The organism is Paenibacillus sp. FSL R7-0210 (assembly GCF_038009085.1).
In the GTDB taxonomy this organism is placed as follows: Bacteria; Bacillota; Bacilli; order Paenibacillales; family Paenibacillaceae; genus Paenibacillus_AQ; species Paenibacillus_AQ silagei.
The window spans coordinates 1,985,403-2,010,646 of record NZ_JBBPAR010000001.1; the positions used below are offsets into that span (position 1 = coordinate 1,985,403).

The 25,244-nt window shown below is 54.4% G+C and carries 22 protein-coding genes; 10 read left to right on the forward strand and 12 right to left on the reverse strand.

Translation table 11 applies throughout. The features are described from left to right. Nucleotides 1–67: 67 nt before the first annotated feature. Nucleotides 68–940, reverse strand: a complete 873-nt coding sequence (locus MKY64_RS08610; protein WP_340952215.1) for an AraC family transcriptional regulator — start codon at nucleotides 938–940, stop codon at nucleotides 68–70. Nucleotides 941–1,130: 190 nt separating this feature from the next. On the opposite strand from MKY64_RS08610, the gene MKY64_RS08615 reads away from it, so the two are divergent. Beyond that, complete coding sequence (locus tag MKY64_RS08615) at nucleotides 1,131–3,209, forward strand: beta-galactosidase (RefSeq protein WP_340952216.1); 2,079 nt, start codon at nucleotides 1,131–1,133, stop codon at nucleotides 3,207–3,209. Nucleotides 3,210–3,315: 106 nt separating this feature from the next. Here MKY64_RS08615 and MKY64_RS08620 read toward each other — a convergent pair whose 3' ends face one another. From MKY64_RS08620 to kduI, 4 genes are all read right to left on the reverse strand, one after another. After that, nucleotides 3,316–3,951, reverse strand: coding sequence for an NUDIX hydrolase (locus MKY64_RS08620; protein WP_340952217.1), 636 nt, complete (start codon nucleotides 3,949–3,951; stop codon nucleotides 3,316–3,318). Between the two features lie 352 nt (nucleotides 3,952–4,303). Beyond that, a complete protein-coding gene (gene kduD / locus MKY64_RS08625; protein WP_036724808.1) occupies nucleotides 4,304–5,059 on the reverse strand; it encodes a 2-dehydro-3-deoxy-D-gluconate 5-dehydrogenase KduD in 756 nt (251 codons plus the stop codon). A 38-nt stretch (nucleotides 5,060–5,097) separates the two neighbouring features. Beyond that, on the reverse strand, nucleotides 5,098–5,853 hold the full coding sequence (locus MKY64_RS08630) for a DeoR/GlpR family DNA-binding transcription regulator (RefSeq protein WP_340952219.1): 756 nt from the start codon (nucleotides 5,851–5,853) through the stop codon (nucleotides 5,098–5,100). Between the two features lie 34 nt (nucleotides 5,854–5,887). Continuing rightward, complete coding sequence (gene kduI / locus MKY64_RS08635; protein WP_340952221.1) at nucleotides 5,888–6,721, reverse strand: 5-dehydro-4-deoxy-D-glucuronate isomerase; 834 nt, start codon at nucleotides 6,719–6,721, stop codon at nucleotides 5,888–5,890. Between the two features lie 225 nt (nucleotides 6,722–6,946). On the opposite strand from kduI, the gene MKY64_RS08640 reads away from it, so the two are divergent. From MKY64_RS08640 to ybaK, 4 genes are all read left to right on the forward strand, one after another. Beyond that, nucleotides 6,947–8,620: a hypothetical protein gene (locus MKY64_RS08640; protein WP_051477970.1), complete on the forward strand. Its 1,674-nt coding sequence runs from the start codon at nucleotides 6,947–6,949 to the stop codon at nucleotides 8,618–8,620. Nucleotides 8,621–8,859: 239 nt separating this feature from the next. Continuing rightward, on the forward strand, nucleotides 8,860–10,284 hold the full coding sequence (gene aspA, locus MKY64_RS08645; protein ID WP_036724812.1) for an aspartate ammonia-lyase: 1,425 nt from the start codon (nucleotides 8,860–8,862) through the stop codon (nucleotides 10,282–10,284). Nucleotides 10,285–10,369: 85 nt separating this feature from the next. Next, nucleotides 10,370–10,642 carry a YolD-like family protein gene (locus MKY64_RS08650; protein WP_268748447.1) on the forward strand — a complete coding sequence of 91 codons (273 nt, stop codon included), beginning with the start codon at nucleotides 10,370–10,372 and terminating at the stop codon, nucleotides 10,640–10,642. A 12-nt stretch (nucleotides 10,643–10,654) separates the two neighbouring features. Beyond that, nucleotides 10,655–11,125 carry a Cys-tRNA(Pro) deacylase gene (gene ybaK, locus MKY64_RS08655; protein WP_340952223.1) on the forward strand — a complete coding sequence of 157 codons (471 nt, stop codon included), beginning with the start codon at nucleotides 10,655–10,657 and terminating at the stop codon, nucleotides 11,123–11,125. A 52-nt stretch (nucleotides 11,126–11,177) separates the two neighbouring features. Here the strand turns inward: ybaK and MKY64_RS08660 are convergent, their stop codons facing one another. The 4 genes from MKY64_RS08660 to MKY64_RS08675 form a co-directional block, all read right to left on the reverse strand. Beyond that, complete coding sequence (locus MKY64_RS08660) at nucleotides 11,178–11,993, reverse strand: aminoglycoside phosphotransferase family protein (RefSeq protein ID WP_340952224.1); 816 nt, start codon at nucleotides 11,991–11,993, stop codon at nucleotides 11,178–11,180. Nucleotides 11,994–12,044: 51 nt separating this feature from the next. Continuing rightward, complete coding sequence (locus MKY64_RS08665; protein WP_339314894.1) at nucleotides 12,045–12,797, reverse strand: YdcF family protein; 753 nt, start codon at nucleotides 12,795–12,797, stop codon at nucleotides 12,045–12,047. A 395-nt stretch (nucleotides 12,798–13,192) separates the two neighbouring features. Next, complete coding sequence (locus tag MKY64_RS08670) at nucleotides 13,193–13,543, reverse strand: cupin (RefSeq protein WP_036724822.1); 351 nt, start codon at nucleotides 13,541–13,543, stop codon at nucleotides 13,193–13,195. Between the two features lie 13 nt (nucleotides 13,544–13,556). After that, nucleotides 13,557–14,522: a helix-turn-helix domain-containing protein gene (locus tag MKY64_RS08675; protein WP_051477971.1), complete on the reverse strand. Its 966-nt coding sequence runs from the start codon at nucleotides 14,520–14,522 to the stop codon at nucleotides 13,557–13,559. Between the two features lie 175 nt (nucleotides 14,523–14,697). On the opposite strand from MKY64_RS08675, the gene MKY64_RS08680 reads away from it, so the two are divergent. Then, nucleotides 14,698–16,815, forward strand: coding sequence for a glycoside hydrolase family 52 protein (locus MKY64_RS08680; protein ID WP_339248993.1), 2,118 nt, complete (start codon nucleotides 14,698–14,700; stop codon nucleotides 16,813–16,815). Between the two features lie 259 nt (nucleotides 16,816–17,074). On the opposite strand, the gene MKY64_RS08685 is transcribed toward MKY64_RS08680, so the two are convergent. The 3 genes from MKY64_RS08685 to MKY64_RS08695 all read right to left on the reverse strand — a co-directional run bounded on the left by MKY64_RS08685 (nucleotide 17,075) and on the right by MKY64_RS08695 (nucleotide 20,371). Next, complete coding sequence (locus MKY64_RS08685) at nucleotides 17,075–18,181, reverse strand: glycoside hydrolase family 88 protein (RefSeq protein WP_036724826.1); 1,107 nt, start codon at nucleotides 18,179–18,181, stop codon at nucleotides 17,075–17,077. Nucleotides 18,182–18,300: 119 nt separating this feature from the next. Continuing rightward, the gene (locus MKY64_RS08690; protein ID WP_340952233.1) at nucleotides 18,301–19,158 is read right to left on the reverse strand and encodes an AraC family transcriptional regulator; all 858 of its coding nucleotides are present in this window, start codon (nucleotides 19,156–19,158) and stop codon (nucleotides 18,301–18,303) included. A 112-nt stretch (nucleotides 19,159–19,270) separates the two neighbouring features. Beyond that, nucleotides 19,271–20,371: a GerAB/ArcD/ProY family transporter gene (locus MKY64_RS08695; RefSeq protein ID WP_340952236.1), complete on the reverse strand. Its 1,101-nt coding sequence runs from the start codon at nucleotides 20,369–20,371 to the stop codon at nucleotides 19,271–19,273. 177 nt (nucleotides 20,372–20,548) lie between these two features. Here MKY64_RS08695 and MKY64_RS08700 point away from each other — a divergent pair, with 177 nt between their 5' ends. The 4 genes from MKY64_RS08700 to zwf all read left to right on the forward strand — a co-directional run bounded on the left by MKY64_RS08700 (nucleotide 20,549) and on the right by zwf (nucleotide 25,244). Beyond that, entirely contained in the window at nucleotides 20,549–22,057 is a 1,509-nt protein-coding gene (locus tag MKY64_RS08700) for a spore germination protein (protein ID WP_340952238.1), read from the forward strand. A gap of 1 nt (nucleotide 22,058) precedes the next feature. Next, nucleotides 22,059–23,282 carry a Ger(x)C family spore germination protein gene (locus MKY64_RS08705; RefSeq protein ID WP_339248989.1) on the forward strand — a complete coding sequence of 408 codons (1,224 nt, stop codon included), beginning with the start codon at nucleotides 22,059–22,061 and terminating at the stop codon, nucleotides 23,280–23,282. A gap of 6 nt (nucleotides 23,283–23,288) precedes the next feature. Further along, entirely contained in the window at nucleotides 23,289–23,519 is a 231-nt protein-coding gene (locus MKY64_RS08710) for a hypothetical protein (protein ID WP_235191856.1), read from the forward strand. Between the two features lie 186 nt (nucleotides 23,520–23,705). Beyond that, entirely contained in the window at nucleotides 23,706–25,244 is a 1,539-nt protein-coding gene (gene zwf, locus MKY64_RS08715; RefSeq protein WP_051477972.1) for a glucose-6-phosphate dehydrogenase, read from the forward strand.

A 25,244-nucleotide genomic window follows, 5' to 3' on the forward strand; every position in this document is an offset into this window, starting at 1 on the left:
TAGCGTGAATAGCTGCGGCAGCACTTCTCCGGAAGTGTGCCGCAGCTATTTTTTAGCCCTGCGCAGATCAGGTATGATCCTTGCCCGGATGCAACTGGTTGCGCATAACCCCTGGAGTCACTCCATGGGCCTTGCGGAAGACCCGGATGAAGTAATTGGTCTCCATGCCAAGGTTGAGGGCGATATCCTGCACGGGACGTTCAGGGTCCTCGGTCAGCATCTGCATGGCGCGCTGCAGCCGCAGGTTCTGTAGATACTTATGCGGAGTGACCCCGTATTCCTGCAGGAACAGACGCTGGAAATGCTGGACGGAATAACCGACAGCCGCCGCCAGATTGGTGATCAGCAGCGGCTCGGTGAAATGCTCGTTGATCAGGCTGACTGCTTTGTTCAGTGCCTCGTTGCGGACGTTTTCGTTCTCCAGCCGGGTCGCTGCACCTGTGGAGACTTCACTTCTGCGCAGCATCAGCAGCAGCCGGTACAGCGTCACCGACAAGTCCTGCATCGACTGTTCCTCCTGACGCGCCGAGCTGTTCCCATTCACCGTGTGCCAGATCCCGCCCAGCATCTCCCAGCACTCCTCGAACCGTTCGAGGCGGAACGGGGCTGGCGGCAGCAGGCTGAGACCCTCCAGAACGGAGGCAGACTGGCTGCCGTGGAACCCGATGAAGCCGACATGCCACGGCTCGTGGGATAACGGATAATATTCATGCCCGCGGTCAGGCGGAAATGCATAGGCCATCCCAGGCTGCAGCACCGTTTCGGTGCCGTCCTCCAGGTCACGGAACCGCCCGCTGCCGCTGCGGATCAGGAAAATCTGATGCACCGGGAATCCGGCAGGACGCACATGGTGATACTGGATATGACGGCCGACAGAGTACGGATAGAGAGGGAAAGCATTCAGGTCACGCGGCATTTCAATCAGAGAGAAGGGGAGCATACGAACACCTCATATTCATTTTGTGCTATGCAAACGCTATAATTATCCTACCATTGATCACGGATTATCCTTTATTATAAATAGTGTAAATCGTTATAAGCAAGAGGGACAGAGCCGCAGAAGAAATTGTATCAGTGAAAAGTCCCATCCTGACATCTACCATCACACCTAAACGAGAGGATGAAATAATATGAGCAGCAAAGTTCCTGCAATCAGCAGCAAGGCTCCTGTAATGCTTCACGGCGCCGACTATAATCCCGAGCAATGGCTGAAATATCCGGGGGTGCTGGAAGAAGATATCCGTATGATGAAGCTGGCAGGCTGTAATGTCATGTCTGTCGGGATTTTCTCCTGGATCTCCCTGGAGCGCGAAGAAGGGGTATTTAACTTTGAGTGGATGGACCAGCTGCTGGACCGTTTTGCGGAGAATGGTATTTATGCGTTCCTGGCTACTCCGAGCGGTGCGCGTCCGGCATGGATGTCCGAGAAGTATCCTGAAGTGCTGCGGGTGGAACGGAACCGGGTGCGCAATCTGCATGGCGTCCGTCATAATCACTGCTTCACTTCTCCGGTCTACCGTGAAAAAACAGCGCTGATCAACTCCAAGCTTGCTGAGCGTTATGCGCATCACCCGGCAGTGATCGGCTGGCATATCTCTAATGAATTCGGCGGCGAATGTCACTGTAATTACTGTCAGGATGCCTTCAGAGACTGGCTCAAGGAGAAGTACAATAATGATCTGGATGAGGTGAACCACGCTTGGTGGGCTACCTTCTGGAGCCATACGTATACTTCCTGGGAACAGATCGAGTCCCCTGCTCCGCATGGTGAGACTCAGGTTCACGGGCTTAACCTGGACTGGCGCCGGTTCGTAAGCGATCAGACGATCAACTTCTGCCAGCATGAGATTGACGCGGTGCGGGGCTTTAACCCTGACCTGCCGGTGACCACCAACATGCATATGATTGACGGCGTAGACTACCGTAACATGGCGAAGATTCTTGATGTGGTATCATGGGATGCTTACCCGGACTGGGGATATACCGAGGACGATGATGACGCCCGTCTGGCCGCTTGGACAGCGATGCACCATGATATGTACCGCAGCTTCAAAAAGAAGCCTTTCCTGCTCATGGAAAGCACGCCTTCCCTCACGAACTGGCAGATTGTCAGCAAGCTGAAGCGTCCGGGAATGCACAAGCTGTCCTCACTCCAGGCAGTAGCGCATGGTTCAGATTCTGTACAGTACTTCCAGTGGCGTAAAAGCCGCGGCTCCAGCGAGAAATTCCACGGCGCTGTGATCGACCATAGCGGACACACGGAGACCCGTGTCTTCAGGGATGTAGCTGAGGTAGGCCGTACCCTGGCAGGACTGGAGGATGTTGTAGGTACAACAACTCCTGCTGAGACAGCCATTTTGTTCGACTGGGATAACCGCTGGGCGGTGAAGGATGCCCAAGGTATCCGCAATTCCGGCCTGAAATATGAAGAGACGGTGCTTCAGCATTACCGGGGACTGTGGGAGCTGGGAATTCCGGTGGATGTGGTAGGCTCAGGCGATGACCTGTCCGGCTACAAGCTGGTGATTGCTCCTATGCTGTACCTGATCAGCGAAGAGAACGGGAAGCGGATTGAGAAGTACGTAGAGCAAGGCGGCACCTTCCTTGCCACCTATTGGTCGGGAGTGGTCGGCGAGACCGATCTGTGTCACCTGGGCGGCTTCCCTGGACCGCTGCGCAGAACACTGGGCATTTGGGCCGAAGAGACAGAAGGGCTGCATAGCCGCGACCTGAATGGTCTGGTGCTGGACCCTGGCAACAGCTTGAAGCTGAGCGGGGAATACGATGCGCATGAGATCGCCGAGCTGATTCATCTCGAAGGCGCGGAGGCGCTGGGTCATTACCGCAGCGACTTCTATGCTGGCCGACCTGCACTCACTGTGAATAAGCTGGGAGCGGGTAAGGCTTATCATCTGGCAACACGTGTGAAGGACGCGCAGTTCTATGTGGATCTGTACGCCGCAATTACCGGAAAAGAGCGGATCAGCCGCACACTGAACACTGAGCTTCCGACCGGTGTAACTGCCCAGCTGCGTTCCGATGGTGAGCATGAGTATGTATTCGTGCAGAATTTCAGCGGCTCCGAGCAAGTAGTGACGCTGGACGGACAAGCCTATACTGATGTAGAATCCGGCGCAGCGGCTCCGGCCGAGCTGAAGCTGGCAGTGAATGGACTGGCAATTCTGAAGCGTGCAGCGGCCAAAGCATAAGTGAAGCAGCTAAATCGCGTAATATAGTTACAAGTATCAGCACAGATAGAGTGAGTTACAAAAGAAGGCAGAACCCCATCGACGGGTTCTGCCTTTTGAGTATGCTTTAGGTTGTGGCTGGACCGTACAACCGCTCAATCCCCTCAATCACCTGCCTGAAGTATTCACGCTCATGCGGGACAAAGTGCGTGAAGTCCACCAGCTCGTCGATGTCCGTTCGTTCACTGTTCCCGGTGACCTGGAAGCCCTGCACATGAAGCTTGCTGTCTGCTCCCGAGATGAAGCTGCGGAAGTCAGCGAAGCGGGCCTCTACGATTCCAGCCACTTCTTCCAGCTGCGGGGTGAATTCACTTAGTGCATAGCGGTTCTCGTAGACAAATACATGCGCCCGTTCACGGTCCATGAATCCGGCGGAATCCATCTGGTAGGGGATGACCCCCAGCGGCTGCAACTCGTCAAAAGCAATTGAAAGTCCCAGTTCCTCCTGTACCTCGCGGATACCGTCCATAACGGTCTCGTCAGCCAGCAGATGTCCGGCAGCGGTGATGTCGAGGAGCCCGGCATAATCTCGCTTCTGCTCACTGCGCAGCTGGAGGCAGATCCTCAGCCCGCTGTCAGCTTTGCGGACAAACCAGCAGTGGAAGGTCTCATGCCAGAGTCCTTGGCGGTGAACCTCGTCGCGGGGAGCCGTCCCCGTCCGGTTCCCTTGTTCATCAAACGTAGTAAGTATTTCCTGAACCATAATAGTTGCTCCTTCACAAAATGCTAATTGATCCCGTGCACGATACCGCGCAGGGGTTGACGATAAGTTATAAACATCTTACCATAAATAAGGAAATACAATAATATCCAGTAAATTAGAGGATAGAGCCCTAGAGCACATGATGGATGAACGGGGGCGCCATGAAGGCTGTGGCTTCGGCTTCGCTCTGGCCGGATTCCTGTTCTATATGTATAACAATTGAGGAGGAACATTAGTGACGCTGGTAACACAGCCTGATCCTTATAAGTGGCAAAAGACCCCCGGAGCTTCAATCGAAGCCCCGGGGGTCTTTCTCTATTAAATCTTGTAATGGCCGTATACTAGGCTGTACTTATCTAGCCAACCAGCCGCCATCCACATTCAGAATGTGGCCGTTCAGGTAGTCGGATGCTGCGGAGGCCAGGAATACGGCAGGGCCCTTCACATCATCGGCAGTTCCCCAGCGTCCGGCTGGAATACGCTCAAGGATGGAGTCGGAGCGGCTCTGGTCCGCACGGATCGGAGCGGTGTTCTCGGTAGCCATGTAGCCCGGAGCAATCGCGTTGATGTTAAGGCCCGAGCCTGCCCATTCATTGGCGAAGGCTTTGGTCAGACCGGCTACGGCATGCTTGCTTGCGGTGTAGCCCGGCACGTTGATGCCGCCCTGGTAGGAGAGCATGGAGGCGATGTTGATGATTTTACCGCTCCCCCGTTCCAAGAAGTGACGTCCGGCAATCTGCGACAGCAGGAAGACAGTGTTCTGATTGAGGTTAATGACATCGAACCAGTCTTTCTCACTGTGGTCCTTGGCCGGAGTACGGCGGATCATGCCTGCACAGTTGACGAGGATATCCACTTTGCCGGTGAAGGCAACGGCTTCGTCGAACATGCCTTGAAGCTTGGAATGGTCGCTGAGGTCTGTGGCGATACTCAGTGCTTTGACGCCAAAAGCTTCACAGGCTGCTACGGTCTCGTCACTGGAATTAAGAGATACGGAGACTACGTCTGCACCGGCTTCTGCGAAGGCGATGGCAATGCCTTGTCCAAGACCTTGCGCTGCGCCTGTTACGATTGCTGTCTTACCTGCCAAGCTGAATAAAGATGACATATGATTATTCTCTCCTTTGAGCGATTTGAATTGTGAAATTAGCCGCATTCAATGTTGACGCCGGCCTTGTGGAACAGCTCTGCGGTCTCCGGGGCAAGCCCGCTGTCTGTCAGCAGCACATCGACCTCCCGCAGGGAGGCGAAGGTGCGCAGCGCGGTCTGTCCGAACTTGTGATGATCGCAAGCGGCGAACACCTGGCGGGCCGTGGAGACTAACGCCTGTTTGAAATCTATAAGATCGCCGGTATAGATGGACAGGCCGTGTTCAATATGAACGGCTGTGGCCGAGAGAAAGGCTTTTTGAATATTAAGCTTCTGTACATAGGACACGGCTTCGGGACCGGCCAGCATATTGCGGACACGGTAGCCGCCGGGTACGACCAGACGGATGTTATCTCTCTGGACCAGCTCACTGATGATGTAGACATCATTGGTAATGACCGTAAGAGGCATATTCGTAAGCCGCCGGGCAATCTCAAGCGTTGTGCTTCCGCCGTCCAGGGCAATGATGTCATCCGGAGCGATATGCGCCAGGGCACGCCGGGCAATCTCCGTCTTCTCCTCGGCGTATTTATCCAGCGGATTGCGCAAGGGCAGAATGCCGAACTGATCGCTCTGTGCCAGCACGGCACCGCCGTGGACGCGCATAATCAGTCCCTGCTCCTCCAGCTTGCTTAAGTCCTCGCGGATCGTTTTGCCGGTGACCTGGAGCTTGTCGCTCAATTCATTCACGGTTACATCCTTCTGGTTCAGCATAACTTCCATAATCATCTCGTGCCGCCGTATCGGGTTCATCCGCCTGCCTCATCTTTCCGTAGTTGATTTGCTACTATTGTAATTCTTTCATCCCTACGGGGTCCATATCATCATACCGCTTGTTGTCTCCGGCCATGCTCCAGATGAAGGTATAGTTATGTGTACCGACACCGCTGTGAATGGACCAGCTTGGCGAGATGACAGCCTGTTCATTGTGCATTACGATGTGGCGGGTCTCGGTCGGCTCGCCCATCAGGTGGAAGACGATGGAATCATCCGGCAGATCGAAATAGAAGTAGGCTTCCATCCGGCGCGGATGCGTGTGGGATGGCATGGTGTTCCACATGCTGCCCGGCTTCAGCTGAGTCATCCCCATTACAAGCTGTGCGCTCTGCACGCCGTTCGTGTGGATGAAGCGGTGAATCGTCCGTTCGTTGGAATTCTCCAGACCGCCCATGGCTCCGGATTCGGATTCAGCCAGCGTAGTCTTCGTAGTCGGGTAAGACTGGTGTGCCGGAGCGGAATTCAGATAGAATTTTGCCGGCTTAGCGCTGTCCGCACTCTTGAAAATAACATCCTTCGAGCCTTGGCCCACATACAGGCATTCCTTGAAATCAACCTCATATTCAGTATCGTCCACAACAACCGAACCCGGGCCGCCGACATTGATGATTCCCAGCTCGCGGCGTTCCAGGAAGTAAGTTACGCCAAGCTCCTTGAGGTCCGTAGTCAGAGTTACCTCTCCGTTCACCGGATTCGCTCCTCCAACGATCATGCGGTCTTCATGGGTCAGGACAAGCTTCAGCTCGTCTGGTGCAAAGATAACCGGGATATGGAACTCCTTACGCAGGCGCTCAGTGTCAAACTGCTTCACTTCATTCGGATGTGATGCAAAACGTCTTTCCATCGAATATTCAGTCTCCTTAGAAAATATATTTTCGTTCGTATAGGTACAACTTAATCCATTTAAGTTCATATATCAAGCATAATCTTTTTTAGTACGTTTATTTTAGTTTATTTGTTCGGGAATAAGATTGCCATCTGAACTGAAAGCGTGCACAATAGAGCTGGAGTACAGGGGAATTATTCAGGATTGAAAATATGGAATTCATACCTACGGAGGGTGAACGAGATGGCAGATATGCCTCAGCAACAGACGACTTCTAAAATACGCCAGCGGCAGATTATATCCGCTATCGCGGTGGAGGCGGAGCGCCGCCCGCTGCTGTACAGCGGACTCTGGTTCCATGATGATGTGCGGAACAACTTCTATTATGCGTCTTATCTGTTTGCCGCTGCGGTGGATGACACCCTGGAGCTGCCGTTTGGCAAGGAGGATGCCAAGCGGAAAGCCGAGTCTGTACTATTAGAAACCGTTAGGCTTCAGAACCGGATGCCGGGGACCCCCCTGTATGGACATTGGCCGCTGGGGCTGCATCCCACTCCGGGAGAGGCTGCACCGCATGAGCTGCCGGTTGAGATTATGGGCAGCCTGATGGTCTGGTTCAACCGGCAATATTGCGACCGGTTCAGCGCGGGACTGCGGGTGGCGTTCCATACGGCTATCGGCCATATCTACCGCAGCGCTTTCTTCCGTAAGCAGGTAGCGACCTTCGGCCATCATGAAGCCAAATATACGGCCGCGAAGCTGATCTTCGGCAGGCTGTTCGAGGATGATCTGCTGAGGGAGGACGGGCGGCACAGTCTGGAGCTGACGCTGGCACATATCCGGGCGAAGGGAATGCCGGAATATGGCAGCCTGCCGTGGTTCTGGCACTGGATTCAGGCGTTCACCTGCGCCTGGGAGCTGGAAGAGGACAGCAGCCTGAAGTCTACACTTGGGGAAATGCTGGACTACCTCTGGAGCGAACGGAGCCTGTGGTACCTTAAAGGCGCCTGGGCAGGCGCCCATTCCCGGGGCTGGCCGCATGATGTTCCGGCAGACGGCAATCTGCTGCATGATTATGTCCAGTTCGGCGATTTCGCGCTGCCGGAGGAGATGCCGCGCACCGAATATGCAGGGTTCCTCTATTATGAAGCGCCGGAGGAGGCGCGTTCCGCTGCCCTGAACCGCCAGATACCGGTAGAGGTCTGCAAGAAGACCGAGAAGGTGGTTGCCGGTTCCCCGGAGCGCCAGCCGGCGCTGCATTCCTACGCCTATCTGACGAAGGATTACGCGGCAGGCGGGATGTGGGAGCGGGTGGAGGAATTCGACAATGAGCAGCTGCGCTGGGCCTTCTCGCTCCCGGTTCCGGCGGCGGCGGGCGTGAACCGGCTTTATTTTTTCCATCCGGGTCAAGGCTATCAGCCAGGAGATCCCCGGCACCAGAGTCCTTATATGGAGGTGCTGTATCATCAGAACACGATCCTGTCGCTGTTCCCGGTGCCCGAAGGAAAGGATACAGCCATCGTCGGGGTGCTCCCGTTAGGCGAATGGATCAGGCAGCCCAAGGCACTGCTTGGCTATGCGGGCAATGTGTATTTTGCCGTCTATGTATCACAGGAATATGAACTGCTGGAGCGGCCATCCTATCTGGAGGTAACGTCCAAGAACATGCCCGGAGCCGTCGTGGTTGAAGCGCTAAGCACAGATCAGGCGGCGGAGCTGGGGATACACTGTCTTGAGGAATTTACCGCAGCCGCTATACAGCGGGCACCGGAATTTACGGAAGGAGAGATCCTCTCGGCAGCGTATACGGCTTGGAGCGGGAATGAGCGCCTACAGCTCAGGATAGACAATAAGCATACGGGAATACAGGCGTTGATTAACGGGAAACCGGTATCATTTGAACATTATAAGGTCTAAACGGGATGCTTCGCTGCCTGGGGATATGAAGATTTTTTCGGATTGGAACTATCTTAAATTTTAAGCTACAATGACATAGAGCCCGGGGGTCAGCAATGGCTGCCGGGTTCTTTGCGCTACCCGCATAGGCCTTAAGCATGGCGCAGCAATGAAGGTAATATCTTTGGCGCTGCAAGGAAAGAATAAGTTGACTAATTTGCAGCAGAGGATCTACTACTGAAGACATGGGGGAGAGCAGGATGACAGAGACGGAATATCGGCTGGAGAAGGATTTTTTGGGCAGCAAGCAGGTGGAGCATCAGGCCTATTACGGGATACAGACCCTCCGGGCGGTGGAGAATTTCCCGATTACAGGCTACCGTGTGCATCATGAATTAATCAAGGCGATGGGGATTGTCAAAAAATCCGCTGCGCTCGCCAACATGGAAATCGGCCGCCTCTATAAGGGCCTGGGTGCGGTGATTGTCCAAGCAGCAGACGAAGTGATCGCGGGGAACTGGGATGAGCAGTTCATCGTTGATCCGATTCAGGGCGGCGCAGGCACCTCGCTGAATATGAATGCCAATGAAGTGATTGCGAACCGTGCGCTGGAGCTGCTGGGCAAGGCCAAGGGGGATTACCTGCAGCTCAGTCCGAACACTCATGTGAATATGGCGCAATCGACGAACGATGCTTTTCCGACGGCAATTCATATTGCCACGCTATCGCTGCTGGAGCAGCTGCTGATCACGATGCGGACGATGCACGGTGTATTTTTGCAGAAGGCTGCTGAATTCGATTCCGTCATTAAAATGGGGCGGACCCACCTGCAGGATGCGGTGCCAATCCGTCTGGGACAGGAATTCGAGGCGTACAGCCGGGTGCTGGAGCGTGATATTCAGCGGATCGAGCATACGCGTGGCCATCTCTATGAGGTGAACATGGGAGCTACCGCCGTGGGTACCGGACTGAACGCCGATCCCCGGTATATTACGCGGGTCGTTGAGCTGCTGGCTGAGATCAGCGGGCTGCCGCTGGTCAGCGCCGAGCATTTGGTGGATGCTACGCAGAATACGGATGCCTATACCGAAGTCTCGGCCTCGCTGAAGGTCTGCATGATGAATATGTCCAAAATCGCCAACGATCTGCGCCTGATGGCCTCGGGCCCGCGTTCCGGCTTCAATGAAATTACGCTGCCGGCCCGCCAGCCGGGATCGTCCATCATGCCCGGTAAGGTGAATCCGGTGATGGCCGAGGTGATTAACCAGGTGGCTTTTCAGGTGATTGGCAATGATCACACGATCTGCCTCGCCGCTCAGGCCGGTCAACTGGAGCTGAACGTTATGGAGCCGGTGATGGTGTTCAATCTGATTCAGTCGATCAGCATCATGAACAATTCCTTTCGGGTGTTCACCGACTATTGTCTGGCAGGGATTGAAGCCAACAAGGAGAAGCTTGCGCGTGAGGTGGAGAGAAGCGTCGGTATCATTACCGCCGTGAACCCGCATCTGGGGTATGAGGTCGTCTCGAGGATTGCCAGGGAAGCTATTCTGACCGGAGAATCGGTGCGGGCCTTGTGTCTGAAGTACAATGTGCTTAGCGAGGAAGAGCTGAACCTGATTCTGGACCCGTATGAAATGACCCATCCCGGCATCGCGGGGGCAGCGCTATTGAATCATGAATAATAATCGTGATTTGTGTAAAATCAGGCTTCCTCTCATGGTATAATAGACACGAGCATTTACACCGGGCATTATCCTATATTCTGTAATGGCTTACTGGAGGCAAAGTGTGGCGAAGGCAAAAGTGGCAAAACGTCCCACCCGCGACGAATTCGTGCTTGAGGAGCTGGGCAACCAGCTGGTAGAGGCGAAGCAGGAGGATTCCGAGATTCTGCTGACAGTCTGGGGGAAGGAAGAAGAGGTGCGCGGGGTGATTGTAGAGATGGATTCGCGTACCGGCAGGGTGCATGTCAGAAATAACGAAGAGATTATCAAAGTGCCGTTCATGGACATTATGCAAATCAATTATCCCCGGGATTAGGGGGAGCGGCAGATGAACAAAACGAATGCCATGCGCATACTGGATGCAAGGAAGATAAGCTACACCATTCATAGCTACGACAATGAGGACGGGCTGATTCACGGAACAGCGGTTGCTGAGAAGATTGGCCTGCCTCCTGAGGTAGTATTCAAGACACTGGTCGCACACAGCGGACCGCAGCCGTATGTCTATGTGATCCCGGTTGTTGAGGAGCTGGATCTGAAGAGAGCCGCCAGAGCCGCCGGAGTGAAGAAGATTGAGCTGCTGCCGCTGAAGGACCTGCTGAAGTACACGGGATATGTCCGCGGGGGCTGTTCCCCTGTCGGGATGAAGAAGCTTTACCCTACGTTCATTCACAGCAGTGCGGCGGAGCTTGAGACAATCGCGGTCAGCGCAGGCCGGATCGGCGTTCAGATGGAGCTTGAGCCGAAGCTGCTGGCTGAAGAGGTGTCTGCAGTTTTTGCAGAGTTGATTAAAGAGTAAATGTAACGAATAAAGCCGGAACTCCTATGTGTGTAGGGTTCCGGCTTTTGCTTCAAGCAGTAGTCCATTCGCTGAAATGCTCCGCTATGAATTGCAGCTCGCGCTCGTAGTGGGCCAGGTGGCCTTCTTCCACCATTGTGACAAAAGCAGGATTGCCCGCCCCGGCCTCCTTCTTCAGCGTATCGCACATAGCCGTGAGCCGCCGGGTCAACCAGTCGTGCAGATCTTCCGGGACAGGGAGTCCATAGGCTTCAAAAAACAGCTGGATCCGCCGCTGCCGGTCTGCTGCATGCAGGTCTGCCTGGTAAGGTACCGTGGAGCCTGTCAGATAGTCAGGAGCAAAACCGGCGAGCGGAACTGAGGTGTAGAGGCTATAGGCAATGTCCCATAGGCGCGGGCCTGGACCAGACATATCGAAATCAATCAGCGCCACAGGCGCACCATGCTGAAACACCACGTTGTACAGCGCCGCGTCATTATGGCAGATCACTTCATGTGCGGCAGGATCGGCATAGGGAAGCTGCCACTCCGTATGTATACTATTCGGTACAAAGCCCTCTGTTGCATCATGATAGCTGCGTAACAGGCGTGCCAGGCCCGTAAGGGTCTCTTCAGACCACATGTACGGCTCCAGCTCAGGATAAGCGTTGCCCGGAACCTCGCCGGGAAGAAAGGACAGAATCTCGCGCCCTGCTTCATCTACGCCTAGGAATCTGGGTGCTCCTGCGAAATTCTGCTGCTCCAAATGCTGTAGAAGTGCATGAATACTTGTGCTCCAGCTCCCTGTGGGACGGCGGACGGTGTCTGCCTTGCGGATGATCTCATTTACATTTCCGCCGGTTAATTTCTCTTCATCGTACGGGTTCATTGGTTAAAGGTACCTCGCTTTCTTTGATGAGCGTGCAGCCAGCTGCAGGGGTCAAGGCAGCAGCTTCGCAGCGATTAACCCCAGATACTCCTTCAGCGCCAGCCCGGTTGTGGAGACGGCTCCGGCAGACGGAGTGAATTTGCTTACATAGAGTGACATAGGACGGCTGGCCTGGAAATCTACCGGAAAAGCCTGCGGCGTAAGTCCGGCATGCCCGAACTGGACCATGCTGCGCGGCATATGGAAGCCCGAGGTCACCAGAACGGGACGGCTGAAGCCATGCTCCTGCATGAGCTTCGCGGTGTTGACCGCATTCTGCTCTGTATTGAGCGAGCGGTTCTCCGGCAGGATGTCCTCTGCGGGGATGCCGAGGCCGATGAGCTGCCGCCGGGCGATATCCGCTTCATTGCCGCTGTCGGCGAATACCTGTCCCCCGGAGAAAATAATCGGCAGGCCGGTCTCGCGGTACAGCCGCGCAGCTGCCAGCAGCCGGTTCGCTGCCGGACCGGACATATTGCCCTGCCCGTCCAGATCCGGGGTGCCGGAGGTGGCCCCGCCGCCGAGGATTACGATCACATCCCCCTCTGCGGAAGCAGGCTGAGGGTACTTCCGCTCCAGGCTTCCGATCAGCGTGTCGCTGACGGCAGAGGTCATCGACAGATAGAGCAGCAGCGTGACCGCCAGCAGCACGATTGCGGGACGGCGGCTGCTTCTCCACAGCCAGACCACCATTGCCAGCAGCAGCAGGACGAATAACCCGGGCGGCAGGACAAAGCTGTATACGAATTTAATGAGGTAGATCATACGGTCACCAACTTTTAAACATAGGATATAAGACATTTAACAAAAAAATCACCTGCATAGCAGGTCCATTCCAGTTGCAGGGTACCACGGGTCCGGCTGGAGTTCCCGGCTTCACCCGGCTGTTTTGGCGATCCGGCGCTGCGCTGTTTTGTGCTTCGCGCTTTACACGCCCTCCATGCGCGCTTTTGGTGAGCTTACAACTGAAGTGGACTGAGATTCCTTTATTTTTCCAAAATTAAGGTTGATAATGCCGAAACGGACTGAGATTCCGCTATCTTGTACTTTTGAGCCTCTAAGGACACATGTTAGGACGCATAAAGGATTCTCTGTCCGCTTAGCCCGGAATTTCACCTGATTTGCTCATATAGCGGAATCTCAGTCCTCTTAATGTTCAGTTAGAGAGTCATGTAGGCGGCGGGATTCAGCGAATCACCTTCAACAATAATCGCAGTCAGTCCTGAATCCGTACGGGTCTCATGCCATTCCCCTTGCTCCCAAAAGACGGCTTGACCTGCACTCACAGCTGTAAATTCAGCTTCCTCTCCGCGCACAACCCCTTCACCGTTCATAATGAGCAGCAGCTGCGGACAGCTCGCCTGATGAAAGCCGATTACTCCCTGGTGTCCAAGATATACGCAGCCGATATGTGTTAACCCCTCAGTCTGGATAATCCGGGATATGATGAAATCGGAATTAAAGGCTGCTATGGGTTTGCCGGATTCTGGTTTGAAATGGTATATCTTCATTATGTAACTCCTCCTAAGATGTACCTCCCCCTGAGTGTGGGAGGGGCGCTCCGTCGCCTGCCTTGCCCGGCTCCTCCGTAAGCTGGCGGTAGCCCATGGGGGGCAGGCCGGTCCAGCGCTTGAACTGCTTGCTGAAATGAGACACATCTCGGTAGCCCAGCCGGTAGGCGATGCTCTCCACAGACAGGCTGTTATCCAGCAGCAGCAGCTTGGCATGGCGGATAATGAGATCGGAGAGATACTGCCTTGGCGGGAGGCCATAGATCTGCCGGAAGGCGCGGTTGCAGTGGTTGGGGCTATAGCCGAGCCTGGCTGCGATCTCCTCGATGCTTCCGGCTCTGCTGCCGGTTGCCGCTGCCGTGAAGACGGATTCCTGCAGCAGCCCTTCAATGGCATTCGCCAGGGCAACGGTCTTCTCCGTCACTCCCGGCAGGGTGCTCCGGGCAGGGGAAGGCAGGGCAGCCAGCACCCAGCCGGTAAGGGCGGCGAAGAACTGGAGCGATGCGTTCAGCATCACGAGCCGGCCCCGCTGTGCATCACTGGCCTCCGGGAGAATGGTCGAGCGGATGATGTCATCCAGGGAGGAACGGATTGCCTTCAGCTCCGGGGTGTCTCCGCTTAGACTGACGGTGTCCATCGTCATCAAGGAGCGGCGCAGAACCAGATCGTCAATGTCGAAGTGCAGGCAATAATAAGACATCTCATCCCCTGCGGCTGCGCCCAGACTGGAATGCAGCACACCGGGGCGGATGAACAGAATGTCGCCGCTCTTCTGGATGTAGGATTGTCCGCCTACGGCCATGTGCTGCGAGCCCTGCAGAACGATGTTGATCTCGAACATCGGGTGAGTGTGTGCCGGATATTGCCATTCCTTGTTCACCTTGCGCCAGTGGGCGGCAAAGAGATGAAAGGCAGCTTGAACATCCGGGGACATGCGTCCATCCATAGAATGCTGTGTGCCGGGATCTAATACGTTCATGTTCAACCTCTTCTTTGTTAAAAGATGGATCTATTATAGCATAGGCCGCTGCGTCCGATTGATTTGTCCAAATAATTGGCGGCTTTGCGCCTGTTGCCTGAGGGGAGGGTAGCGCTAACATAGAGCTAGAGCCCGGCACGGCCGGGACACAAGCTGGAGGGAGTGTATATACTGTATGCCAACGAACAAATTCTTCAATGCCCATCATTCACCGATAGGATCATTCTCAAGCTTCACCCTCGGATTTCAAGGAGCGTCCGGCGGCTTTGACCTCGAACTCGGCAGGCCGCCGAGACAGAACATATATATCGGCCTTGCACGCAAGGATGGCCGCGGTTACGATACGTTGCCCTTCCACGAGCAGGGCAGCGACGATGAGAGCAAGCGCTACGACATCGAGAACCCGGACCCGAGCCCGGATAAGCCGCAGATTCTGTTTCACTTCGGGGAAGACGAGATTACGCGCGATTTCCGGCTGACCACCGACAGCTGGCAGGCAGGCGATCTGACCTTCCGCATTCTGTCACCAGTCCGGCCCGTTCCGGACCCGGGGACGGCTTCGGATGCAGAGATGAAGGAAGTGCTGTTGCCAGCCGTGCTGGTAGAGCTTGAAGTCGATAACACAGCGGGCAGCTCTGCGCGTCGTGCTTTCTTCGGCTTCCAGGGGAATGACCCGTATAGCGCCCTGAGAAGATTCGATGGAGGCAAGGAGGAGCTGACGGGTGTCGGCCAGGGCCGGTTCCTGGCGATTGCCGCGAAGCAGGGAAGTGTTAAGGCGGCAATGCATTTTACAATGGAGGATATTCTTGCAGCGGAGCTGGAGGAGAACTGGACGTTCGGGCTGGGTCAGGTTGGCGCGCTTATTATGGATGTGCCAGCCGGCGAACGCAAGGTGTACCAGTTCGCGGTCTGCTTCCACCGCTCCGGTTATGTGACTTCAGGAATGGATGCGAGCTATTACTATAACCGTTATTACAGCAATGTTGAAGCTGTTGCGGAATATGCGTTATCCCGGTTCGACACGCTGAAGAAGCAGGCCGAAGAGGCGAACGGGATGCTGGAGGGAACAGGCTTAAGTGACGACCAGACCTTCATGCTTGCTCACGCCATCCGCAGCTATTACGGCTCCACCGAACTCTTGGAGTACAGAGGCCAGCCGTTCTGGGTCGTCAACGAAGGCGAATACCGGATGATGAACACCTTCGATCTTACGGTAGACCAGCTGTTCTACGAGCTGAAGATGAACCCGTGGACCGTACGCAATGAGCTGGATATGTTCGTGGACCGGTTCAGTTATGTGGACACTGTCCGTTTCCCGAGAGATAGCACCGAGTATCCGGGCGGACTTAGCTTCACGCATGATATGGGAGTAGCCAACGCCGTGTCGCGTCCGGGGTACTCCTCCTATGAGCTGTACGGCATTGACGGCTGCTTCTCGCATATGACCCACGAGCAATTGGTCAACTGGATTCTCACTGCAGCAACCTATGTGGAGCACACGGGCGACCGCAGCTGGATGGAGCGCAATCTGACCGTACTGGAGAGCTGCCTGCAGAGCATGCTCAACCGGGATCATCCGGACCCGGCGAAGCGCAATGGCGTGATGGCGCTCGACAGCTCGCGGACCATGGGCGGTGCAGAGATCACGACCTATGACAGTCTGGATGTCTCCCTGGGCCAGGCGCGCAACAATATTTACCTGGCGGGTAAGTGCTGGGCAGCATATTTGGCGATGGAGAAGATTTTCCGCGATAACGGCAATACGGAGCTGTCACAGACTGCCGGCAGACAGGCCGAGCTCTGCGCAGCAACCATCGTGGGCAGTGTTACCGAAGGCGGCTATATCCCGGCAGTAATCGGAGAAGGCAATGACTCGAAGATTATCCCAGCCATCGAGGGTCTGGTATTCCCTTACTTCACCGGCTGCAAGGAAGCCTTGGAACGCGGAGGACGGTTCGGCGAATATCTCGAGGCACTGGACACTCATCTGAAGGCTGTGCTTGTAGAGGGAGTCTGCCTGTTCGAGGACGGCGGCTGGAAAATCTCCTCCACCAGCAATAACAGCTGGCTGAGCAAAATCTATCTCTCCCAGTTCATCGCCAGAGAAATTCTCGGCTTGAAATGGGATGAGCAGGGACGCGCGGCAGATCAGGCCCATACGGCTTGGCTTACGCATCCGCAGCTCTCGATCTGGAGCTGGAGTGACCAGATTATTTCCGGCGAGATCACCGGCAGCAAATATTATCCGCGCGGTGTGACGGCCATTCTGTGGCTGGATGAGCAGCGTGGGTAAGCATTCGTACGCCGTATAAGCGAAGGGAAGAATCGAACGTTGCACAAGTGAAGGAACGTGTTAAACATTATAAGTTGCATTCTTTGCAGGATTTTGAAGCGCAGATGTGGATACGCAGGATTATAGGGTGAGCTTTCAAGAAGCATACGTTTAAAATTACAAACAGCGAGCCTCCCGGGTGCGGGGGTTCGCTGTTTGTATTATGTGCGAATCCCCAATGATAGGGAGGCCCGCTGTTTGTTGTTATGCCATTACCAGACTAGAAAATACGGTGCTTCCAGCCGTTGAGCTTCGCTACGGCTTCAACATAGTAGTAGTCGCCATAGATCAGCGACACATCTGTGAGCGAATCGCCGCTGGCGGCTCCATGCAGCAGAATGGCTTCATGGTCCGGCTGGTCCCAGGTGGCATAATTCTCTGTAAGTGAACGCAGTATGCGCTCTGCGGCATCCGCATACACGCGTTTCTCGCCCGGCGGTACAAGCTCTGCCAGTTCCAGCAGGCCAGAGGCGGCGATTGCTGCGGCCGAGCTATCTCTGAACATGCGCTTGTCATCTGCAAGCCGGAAGTCCCAGTGCGGCACGTGATCCTCCGGGAGAGCCGCGATGAAATAATGGGCGATGCGCTTGGCGGTATTCAAGAAGCGCACGTCCCCGGTGTTACGGTAGGTGTTCGTGAAGCCGTACAGCCCCCAGGCTGAACCCCGGCTCCAGCAGGATTCAGGGGAATATCCCTGTCCGCCGAAGTTCTCAATATAAGCGCCGGACTCTGCATCGAAGGACAGAATATGCCTGGTGGACCCGTCCTCGCGCACACCATAGGTCATTGCTGTCTCCGCATGGCGGGTAGCAATATGGCTGTAGCGCGGATCGCCGGTGATCCGGCTGGCCCAGAAGAGCAGCGAGATGTTCATCATGCAGTCGATGATCACCCAGCCGTGCTTGTCCCCGTTCCAGGCGCGGATGAACCGGCCAGCCGGATTATAACGTGCAGCCAGGTAGTTAGCCGCTTCAAGTCCCCGGCGCAAGCCCTCTGCATCACCTGTAAGCGTATGCTTGATCACCGCAGTAGCCAGGAACTGAAAGCCGACATCGTGATGCAGCTCTTCGGTCGGCTTCGCGAACCACTGTCCAATCGTTTCGTCCCAGGGCCAGGCAGTATCCTTATAAGCATCCTTGCCGGTCATATCATACATAACCCAGAGTATTCCCGGCCAGAAGCCGGAGGTCCACCAGTCAGTCCCGGGATTATCGAATCTGCCGTCTGCTCCCGCAGCATGAGGACTCCGCTTCCCGAGCGCCTTGATCATGCCGTTTACTTTCGGTTCCAGACGGTTCATTACTTCCTGCCAATAAGCTGTAGTCATCGCTGATGCCTCCACTTGAATTAGATTATGGCCTCAGTATAACGCCTCTGGCGAACTGGAAGTTGTCATTTGATATCACGAAATGTTGTTATATTGTCCTATTCCTCGCAAGTAGGCTCTCAGGTTCCCTTGCGGTATTGCAGCGGAGAAAGGCCGAGTACCCGCTTGAACAGCTGGTTGAAGTAGGAAGGATTCGGGAATCCGACAGCGCTGCCGATTCGCTCCACCGTCAGGTCCGTCGTCTCGAGCAGCCGGCAGGCCTGCTTGAGACGACGGGCGGTAAGATAGTCGACCAGGCGGCCGCCTGTTTCCTGATGAAAAATCCGCGAGACATAGGATTTCGAGAGGTGAGTCTCCTCCGCAAGCTGCTCCAGATTCACCTCTTCCTGATAATGCGCTTCAATCCAGTTCATGATCTGCTCCGAATAGCGGAGCTTCCGCCGTTCTCCGGTATGAATCAGTGACTGCTCCCCTGTTCCCAGGCAGCTTAACAACTGCAGAAGCAGCATCGTGATATCCTCGGTATGTTCCCCGGATGATTTGCTCCGGCACTGGTTGTAATTCCCATAGATCCATTCCATAGTCTCCAGGCGGTCACCAAGATCGAAGCCGCAATAGGGATTGCTGCCTTGCCATAACGCATTGAACACCGCTTTACGTTTGGCGAAGCCCTGCAGCAGATGCTCTGCTGTCAGGGGGTCGAGATAGAAGATCGTCCGTATGAACGGGCATTCGGGTGAGACGTCCGAAGAAATCCGGTGCAGCTGATACGGCTGGAAAAAGAAAAGCATGCCCGGCCGGATATCATACATCTGCTGATTCACAACAATGCTGCCCTGCCCGCCGTGTACGAACATGATCTCACAGCACTGATGCCAGTGGTAATATCCCTTGTAATGATCGTCGGTATAGATGCGGTAGTCCCAGATCAGCGACTGCCGGTTCGCAAACAGAACAGGCTCGAATAGCTGTTTCATCCTTGGTTTACGCTCCTGTCATGACAAAATAAAGATATTTAATGGTTTCTATTATAACGTTGACCCCACCAGGGCGCTACAATAAAACAGGAGCTTCACTCTATGGATTAGCTTAGGAGGCAGCGCGCCGCTGCCTCACTTTGTGTACTACGAGAATAAGCAGTGGAAGTGCGAGCGAATAGGTTAAATTCCAGTCCACCCAGTAAGGGGGGATTTCTTTGACATAGAAGATGATGTCCTTGGAGATGAGCTGTGAAAGTCCGTAGATCAGGAACGCGACAGGGAAGATTAGAGGGCGGTGGCTTTTCAGCTTGAATATTTGCGCCATTCCGAGCACAAAGGCATAGAAGTAGAGTGCTGTTTTGAAATAGGTCGTGATAATCCAGGCGGTAGCCATCAGCGCTTCAAGCCGCTGCAAGAAGTTGGCGATATTGATTTTTTGGGCCAGGATATAGGCGGCATAGAAACTATGCTCCGAGAAATAGACGCCAAGAACGGTCAGCGAGAGAAACAGAATCAGGTTCAGACCTACGGAGCCTATGCAGAGCGCGATGAAGATATCACGGTTAATCTTACTGTTCTTGCGGGTGTAAGGGTAGATCATGAAGAATACGCAGATCTCTCCGAAGGGATAGAATACACCGATCATGATCGAATGCAGCATATCCGGCAGGGGTGTAGTCATCATGGGATAGACACGCTCCAGCCGGACCTGCGGAAATAAGAGCAGCATCAGGGCCACCAGGAATAAGGCAAACAGCGGAAAGAACACCTGCGCTGCCCGGCCGACCGTCTCAAGCCCCAGACGCAGACCGTACACCAGCAGAACAATGCTCATGAACCGGATTACTCCGCCGGGAGTTCCCTCGTAGATCTGGGTACACATGAAATCCTCAATTTCCCGGACATACGTAGAGGCCGCGATGATGAAGAAGAACAGATAGTACCCGCCTACCGCGCTGCCTAGCCATTTCCCTAGCACCTGCCGGCTGATCTCAATAATATTTTGGTCCGGACTGATATTTGCTACTATAACAAACAGGAAGACTAGTGCAATCCCTGGCGGTATACTGATCAGGGCGGCGATCCAGGCATCCTGATGGGCTTCGGAAGTCATGGCTGCAGGATAGACCAGGGCCATATCCCCGATAAAGGTGAAAAGACCGAGGATTACCAACTGCGCTGTGCTGATCCGCTCTTTTTCAATACTCATCTCTATCCCCCCTTTACATGTGACCTCCAGGGCCTATGAACCCGGAACCCTCTTAGTATGGCATCCCCTTCCAGAATTATGTGAATCAAGTACAGGTCTGAATTTGAGGAATAATTATCAAGAAATGCTACCAAACTAACCTGAATAGAAGGTTCACGGGAAGGAGAAGTGGCCTGGATGAAGAGTACGGTGGAGGGGAAGTTATCCAGCCGGCTGGAGGTCAATAATGAACAGCTGTACAAGCTGCTGGGCGAGAGCACTGACCTGGTGAGAAAACAGCTGAAGCTGGGAGAGCATACGGAGCTGGCTATTTTTTATATTGATGGCCTGATAGATAATCAGCTGCTGCATAATTCGATTCTGTATTCGCTTCAGGAGGGACGGACCACGGCTCTTCTGGAAGAACAGGACCCTGATAAGAAAATAGAAATCTTGACCAGCCGTGTGCTAATGGCCGGTGATCTTACCGTGGTTCAGGATTACGCCAAGTTCGTACACGACCTGTTATCCGGCAACGTGATGCTGATGGTGGAGGGGACGGCATCAGCGCTGCGGATCGGGCTGCCCGGCTGGGAAGACCGGGGTGTAAGTGAGCCGAGCTCGCAGTCTGTGGTCCGCGGACCGATGGAGGGGTTCAGTGAGAATCTGCGGACCAACACCGCGCTAATCCGCCGCAAAATCAAAGACAGTCAGCTGTGGCTGGAAACGATGCAGATCGGCCGCGTCACCCAGACCAGTGTCTCGATTATGTATCTCAGCCACATTGCGAATAAAGAGCTGGTGCAGGAGGTGAAGCGGCGCCTGAACAGCATCGATACGGACAGTATTCTGGAGAGCGGCTATATCGAGGAATTTATTCAGGACAAGGTGGCGACCCCCTTTCCCACGATTTATAACAGTGACCGGCCGGATACCATTGCGGCAGGCATCCTGGAAGGGAAGGTGGCAATCCTGGTCGATGGAACCCCTTTTGTGCTGCTGGCCCCGACCGTATTTGTCTCCTTCTTTCAGTCGGCGGAGGATTATTATCAGCGGGCGGATATTTCTACCCTGCTGCGGTTCATCCGGTTTCTATCTTTTTTTATCACCTTGTTTGCCCCTGCGTTCTATGTGGCTATCACAACCTATCATCAGGAGATGATCCCGACCAATCTGGTGATCAGTCTGGCCGCCCAGCGGGAGACGGTGCCGTTTCCGACTTTTGTCGAAGCGCTGATGATGGAATTGACCTATGAGATTCTGCGGGAAGCAGGCGTACGTATTCCTAAAAACGTGGGCCAGGCTGTCTCCATCGTCGGTACGCTGGTCATCGGGCAAGCGGCTGTTGCGGCGGGATTCATCTCCTCGGCGATGGTTATCATTGTATCCATAACAGCGATCTCGAGCTTTGTGATTCCCGAAGCCGGGATGTCCATCGCTGCACGCATAATCCGGTTTTTCCTGATTGCACTGGCCGGGTTCATGGGGCTGTACGGAATATTGTGCGGAGTATTCATAGTGGTGCTGCATCTCGTCAGCCTGCGCTCCTTCGGCGTTCCTTATATGAGTCCGCTGGGGCCCTTCAGGCCAACAGACCTTAAGGATTCGTTCTTCAGGTTCCCCTGGCCGTTCCTGAGAACAAGACCGCAAGAGAATAGAACACAGAATCTGCATCGCCAGAACAGATCCAAACGCGGAGGTTCCTGATATGACAAGCCGTATAAAGAGAGCCGTCGCTGCTTGCCTTTCCCTGCTGCTGCTTTCGCTATTGCTTAGCGGGTGCTGGGAGAGGAAGGAGCTGAATGAACTGGCTTTTGTGCTGGCGCTGGGCCTTGATAAAGCGGAGAACGGCTACAACGTAACGATGCAGGTGGTCATCCCCTCTTCTATCTCTTCACAGAATTCAGGAGGAACAGGGGGGAGCGGGGTTCCCGTAGTTGTCTATAATTTCACAGTGCCAACAGTCTATGAATCCCTCCGCAAGTTCAATCTGATCAGCTCCCGTTCTCCCTATCTGGGCCATATTCGTGTGCTGGTGATCGGAGAAGAGCTGGCACGGGAAGGGGTAGGCGAGACGCTGGATGTGATTAAAAGAAGCCGGGAGCCGCGTATGGACTTCTATGTGATGGTTGCACGGAAGACTACCGCCGAGAACGTTCTGAAGGTGCTGACCCCGCTGGACCGGCTGCCGGCCACTAAATTATTCAGCTCCCTGGACAAGTCCTACAGGATTTCATCCAAGACCGTCGCGGTCACATTGGATCAATTCATCGAGGACCTGCTCCTCCAAGGGGAGAGTCCGGTGTTAACCGGAGTGGAGGTGGAGGGTGATCCCGAGGCAGGCAGCGAGAAAAGCAACGTGGAACGGACAGACCCCAGGACGAAACTTCGCTATGAGGGTGTTGCCGTATTCAAAGGGGACAAGTTGCTTGGCTGGATAGATGATGACTATACGGTTGGCTTCAATTACGTGACTGATAATGTCACCAAAAATACGGGACACTTCAAAGACGAAGCCGGAGGTCTGATCATTATAGAGGCGCTTACTTCCGTTACCAAACGGAAGGTGAAAATCATAGACGGCGAGCCACATATATATTTGAGCGCCGAAACACTATGCAATGTGCAGGAGGTTGAAGGCGCGGATAAGCTGGATACGGAGGCCAAAATCATATCACTGGAAGAGGAGACAGAGGAACGGGTTGTAAAGCGGATGAAAGATGCTGTAGAGGGAATCAGCAGGCAGTTCAATGTGGATATCTTCGGCTTCGGGCAATCCATTTACCGCAAGAGCCCCAAGGCATGGGAGAGGCTGAAGGAACGGAAGGGAGAAGGCTATCTTAAGACCCTGCCTGTCCATTACGAGGCCAGTGTGACGATCAACCGGATCGGTACAATTGATAATTCATTTTATGAAGATATTAAGGAGTGAGCCTGTATGCTGCTGGTGTTGATGTTTGCTCTGATTGCCGCAGGCTGTGCAGCCATGGATCTGTCCTCCCTGAAGGGCAGGCAGAAGCAGCGCGATCGTGTGGTGTGGGGTCTGCTCTGGATCGGCGGAATGGCGGCCACGATATGCACGCTGCTCAAAATCCAGGTTCCCAGCCCGCTGCTGCTGATTATATTCATCTACAAGCCGATCAATGATTTGGTATCTTCATGGTTCTGATCATGAGTTCGGAAATCCCGGCAGGCCTTCTCGTTGAAGGCCTGTTATTTGTCATGCACCGGTAGTTTTTCGTAAATGTCGAATTGAGATTGACGAATTGATTTTATAGTCGTATGATGTGTTATAAAGTTCCTGAGTATTAATAAGTAACTATATAATAAAATAATAACAACGGGAGGAATGAAAGTGGAATCATCTACATTTGTACTTTTTGGCGCAACCGGGGACTTGGCGAAGCGGAAAATCTTCCCCGCTCTATACAACCTGTTCACTGATGGCAAGCTTTCCGGTCCTCTCTCAGTCATTGGACTGGGCAGAAGGGAGCTCACTAATGAGACGTTCCAGCGTCAGGTGCTGGACTCCCTGCGCACCTTCTCGCGCCGTTCGGTAGAGGATACAGCGGCGCTGCAGAATTTCCTGCAGGCTTTTGAATATAGTGTGCTGGATGTTGGGCGTCCTGAGGATTATGTGAAGCTGCTTGGGCATGTACAGCGCCGGGAGGAAGAGCTGGGGCTTCCGCAGAACCGGATGTTCTACCTGTCAGTCGGTCCCGAATTCTTCGGGGAGATTGCCGGTAATATCAATGCCAGCGGACTCGGGAATACCAAGGGCTGGAAACGTCTGATCATCGAGAAGCCGTTCGGACGGGATCTGCAGTCGGCGCGTGTGCTGAATGAGAGCTTGAGCGCAGCTTTTGCAGAGGAGGAAATCTTCCGGATTGATCACTTCCTCGGCAAGCCGATGGTACAGAACCTGGAGGTGCTGAAATACTCTAACCCTGTGCTGCGGGCCTTGTGGCAGAACCGGTATATCGCGAATGTCCAGATTACCGCCAGTGAGACGGTGGGTGTGGAAGAGCGGGCGGGTTACTATGATAAGGCTGGGGCGCTGCGTGACATGTTCCAGAACCATATGCTCCAATTGCTGATGATGATGGCGATGCAGCTTCCGAAGGGCAGTACACCGGAGGACGTCCGCAGCAAAAAACGGCATGTCATCCGTTCCGTCCGTCCGCTGCTGCCCGAAGAGGTATCACAACATGTAGTGCGCGGCCAGTATGCAGCGGGGGAGATGCGCGGACAGCAAGTGCCTGCGTATACCGCTGAACCGGGCATCGCAGCCACTTCACAGAATGAGACGTATATTGCAGCACGCCTATGGATTGAAGATCCGCTGTGGAACGATGTGCCGTTCTACATTCGTACAGGTAAGCGCATGAAGGAGAAATCCACGCGGATTGTTATAGAATTCAAAGAGCCGTTTAATGATGTGCATAACAAGAACCGTAACAAGCTGCCGCTTGACCCTAATCTGCTGGTGATTGATATTGGCCCGCATGAGGGCATCTCTCTGACTCTGAATACCAAGAATCCGCTTCAGCACGGGAAGCTTGAGCCGGTTAGCATTAAGCATGAGCCGGGCAATCCTGATGTGCCGGAGGCTTATGAGAATCTGATCTATGATGCTATGCTCGGCGACGCTACGTTCTTTGCCCACTGGGAGGAAGTAGAGTTGTCCTGGCAGTGGGTTCAGCCTATAATCGAAGCAACAGCAGATGGCAGCCTGCCGCTGCACCTGTATCCTGCCGGATCTAACGGCCCGGCGGCGGCAGATCAGCTCCTTGGCGAGTTCCACTGGTGGCTGGATGAGCCGGAGAATGCAGAGCCTGCACGCGTTCACCGTACAGCCGGGATAGAGCCGGAAGTCATCCGGCCGGGAGCGTAA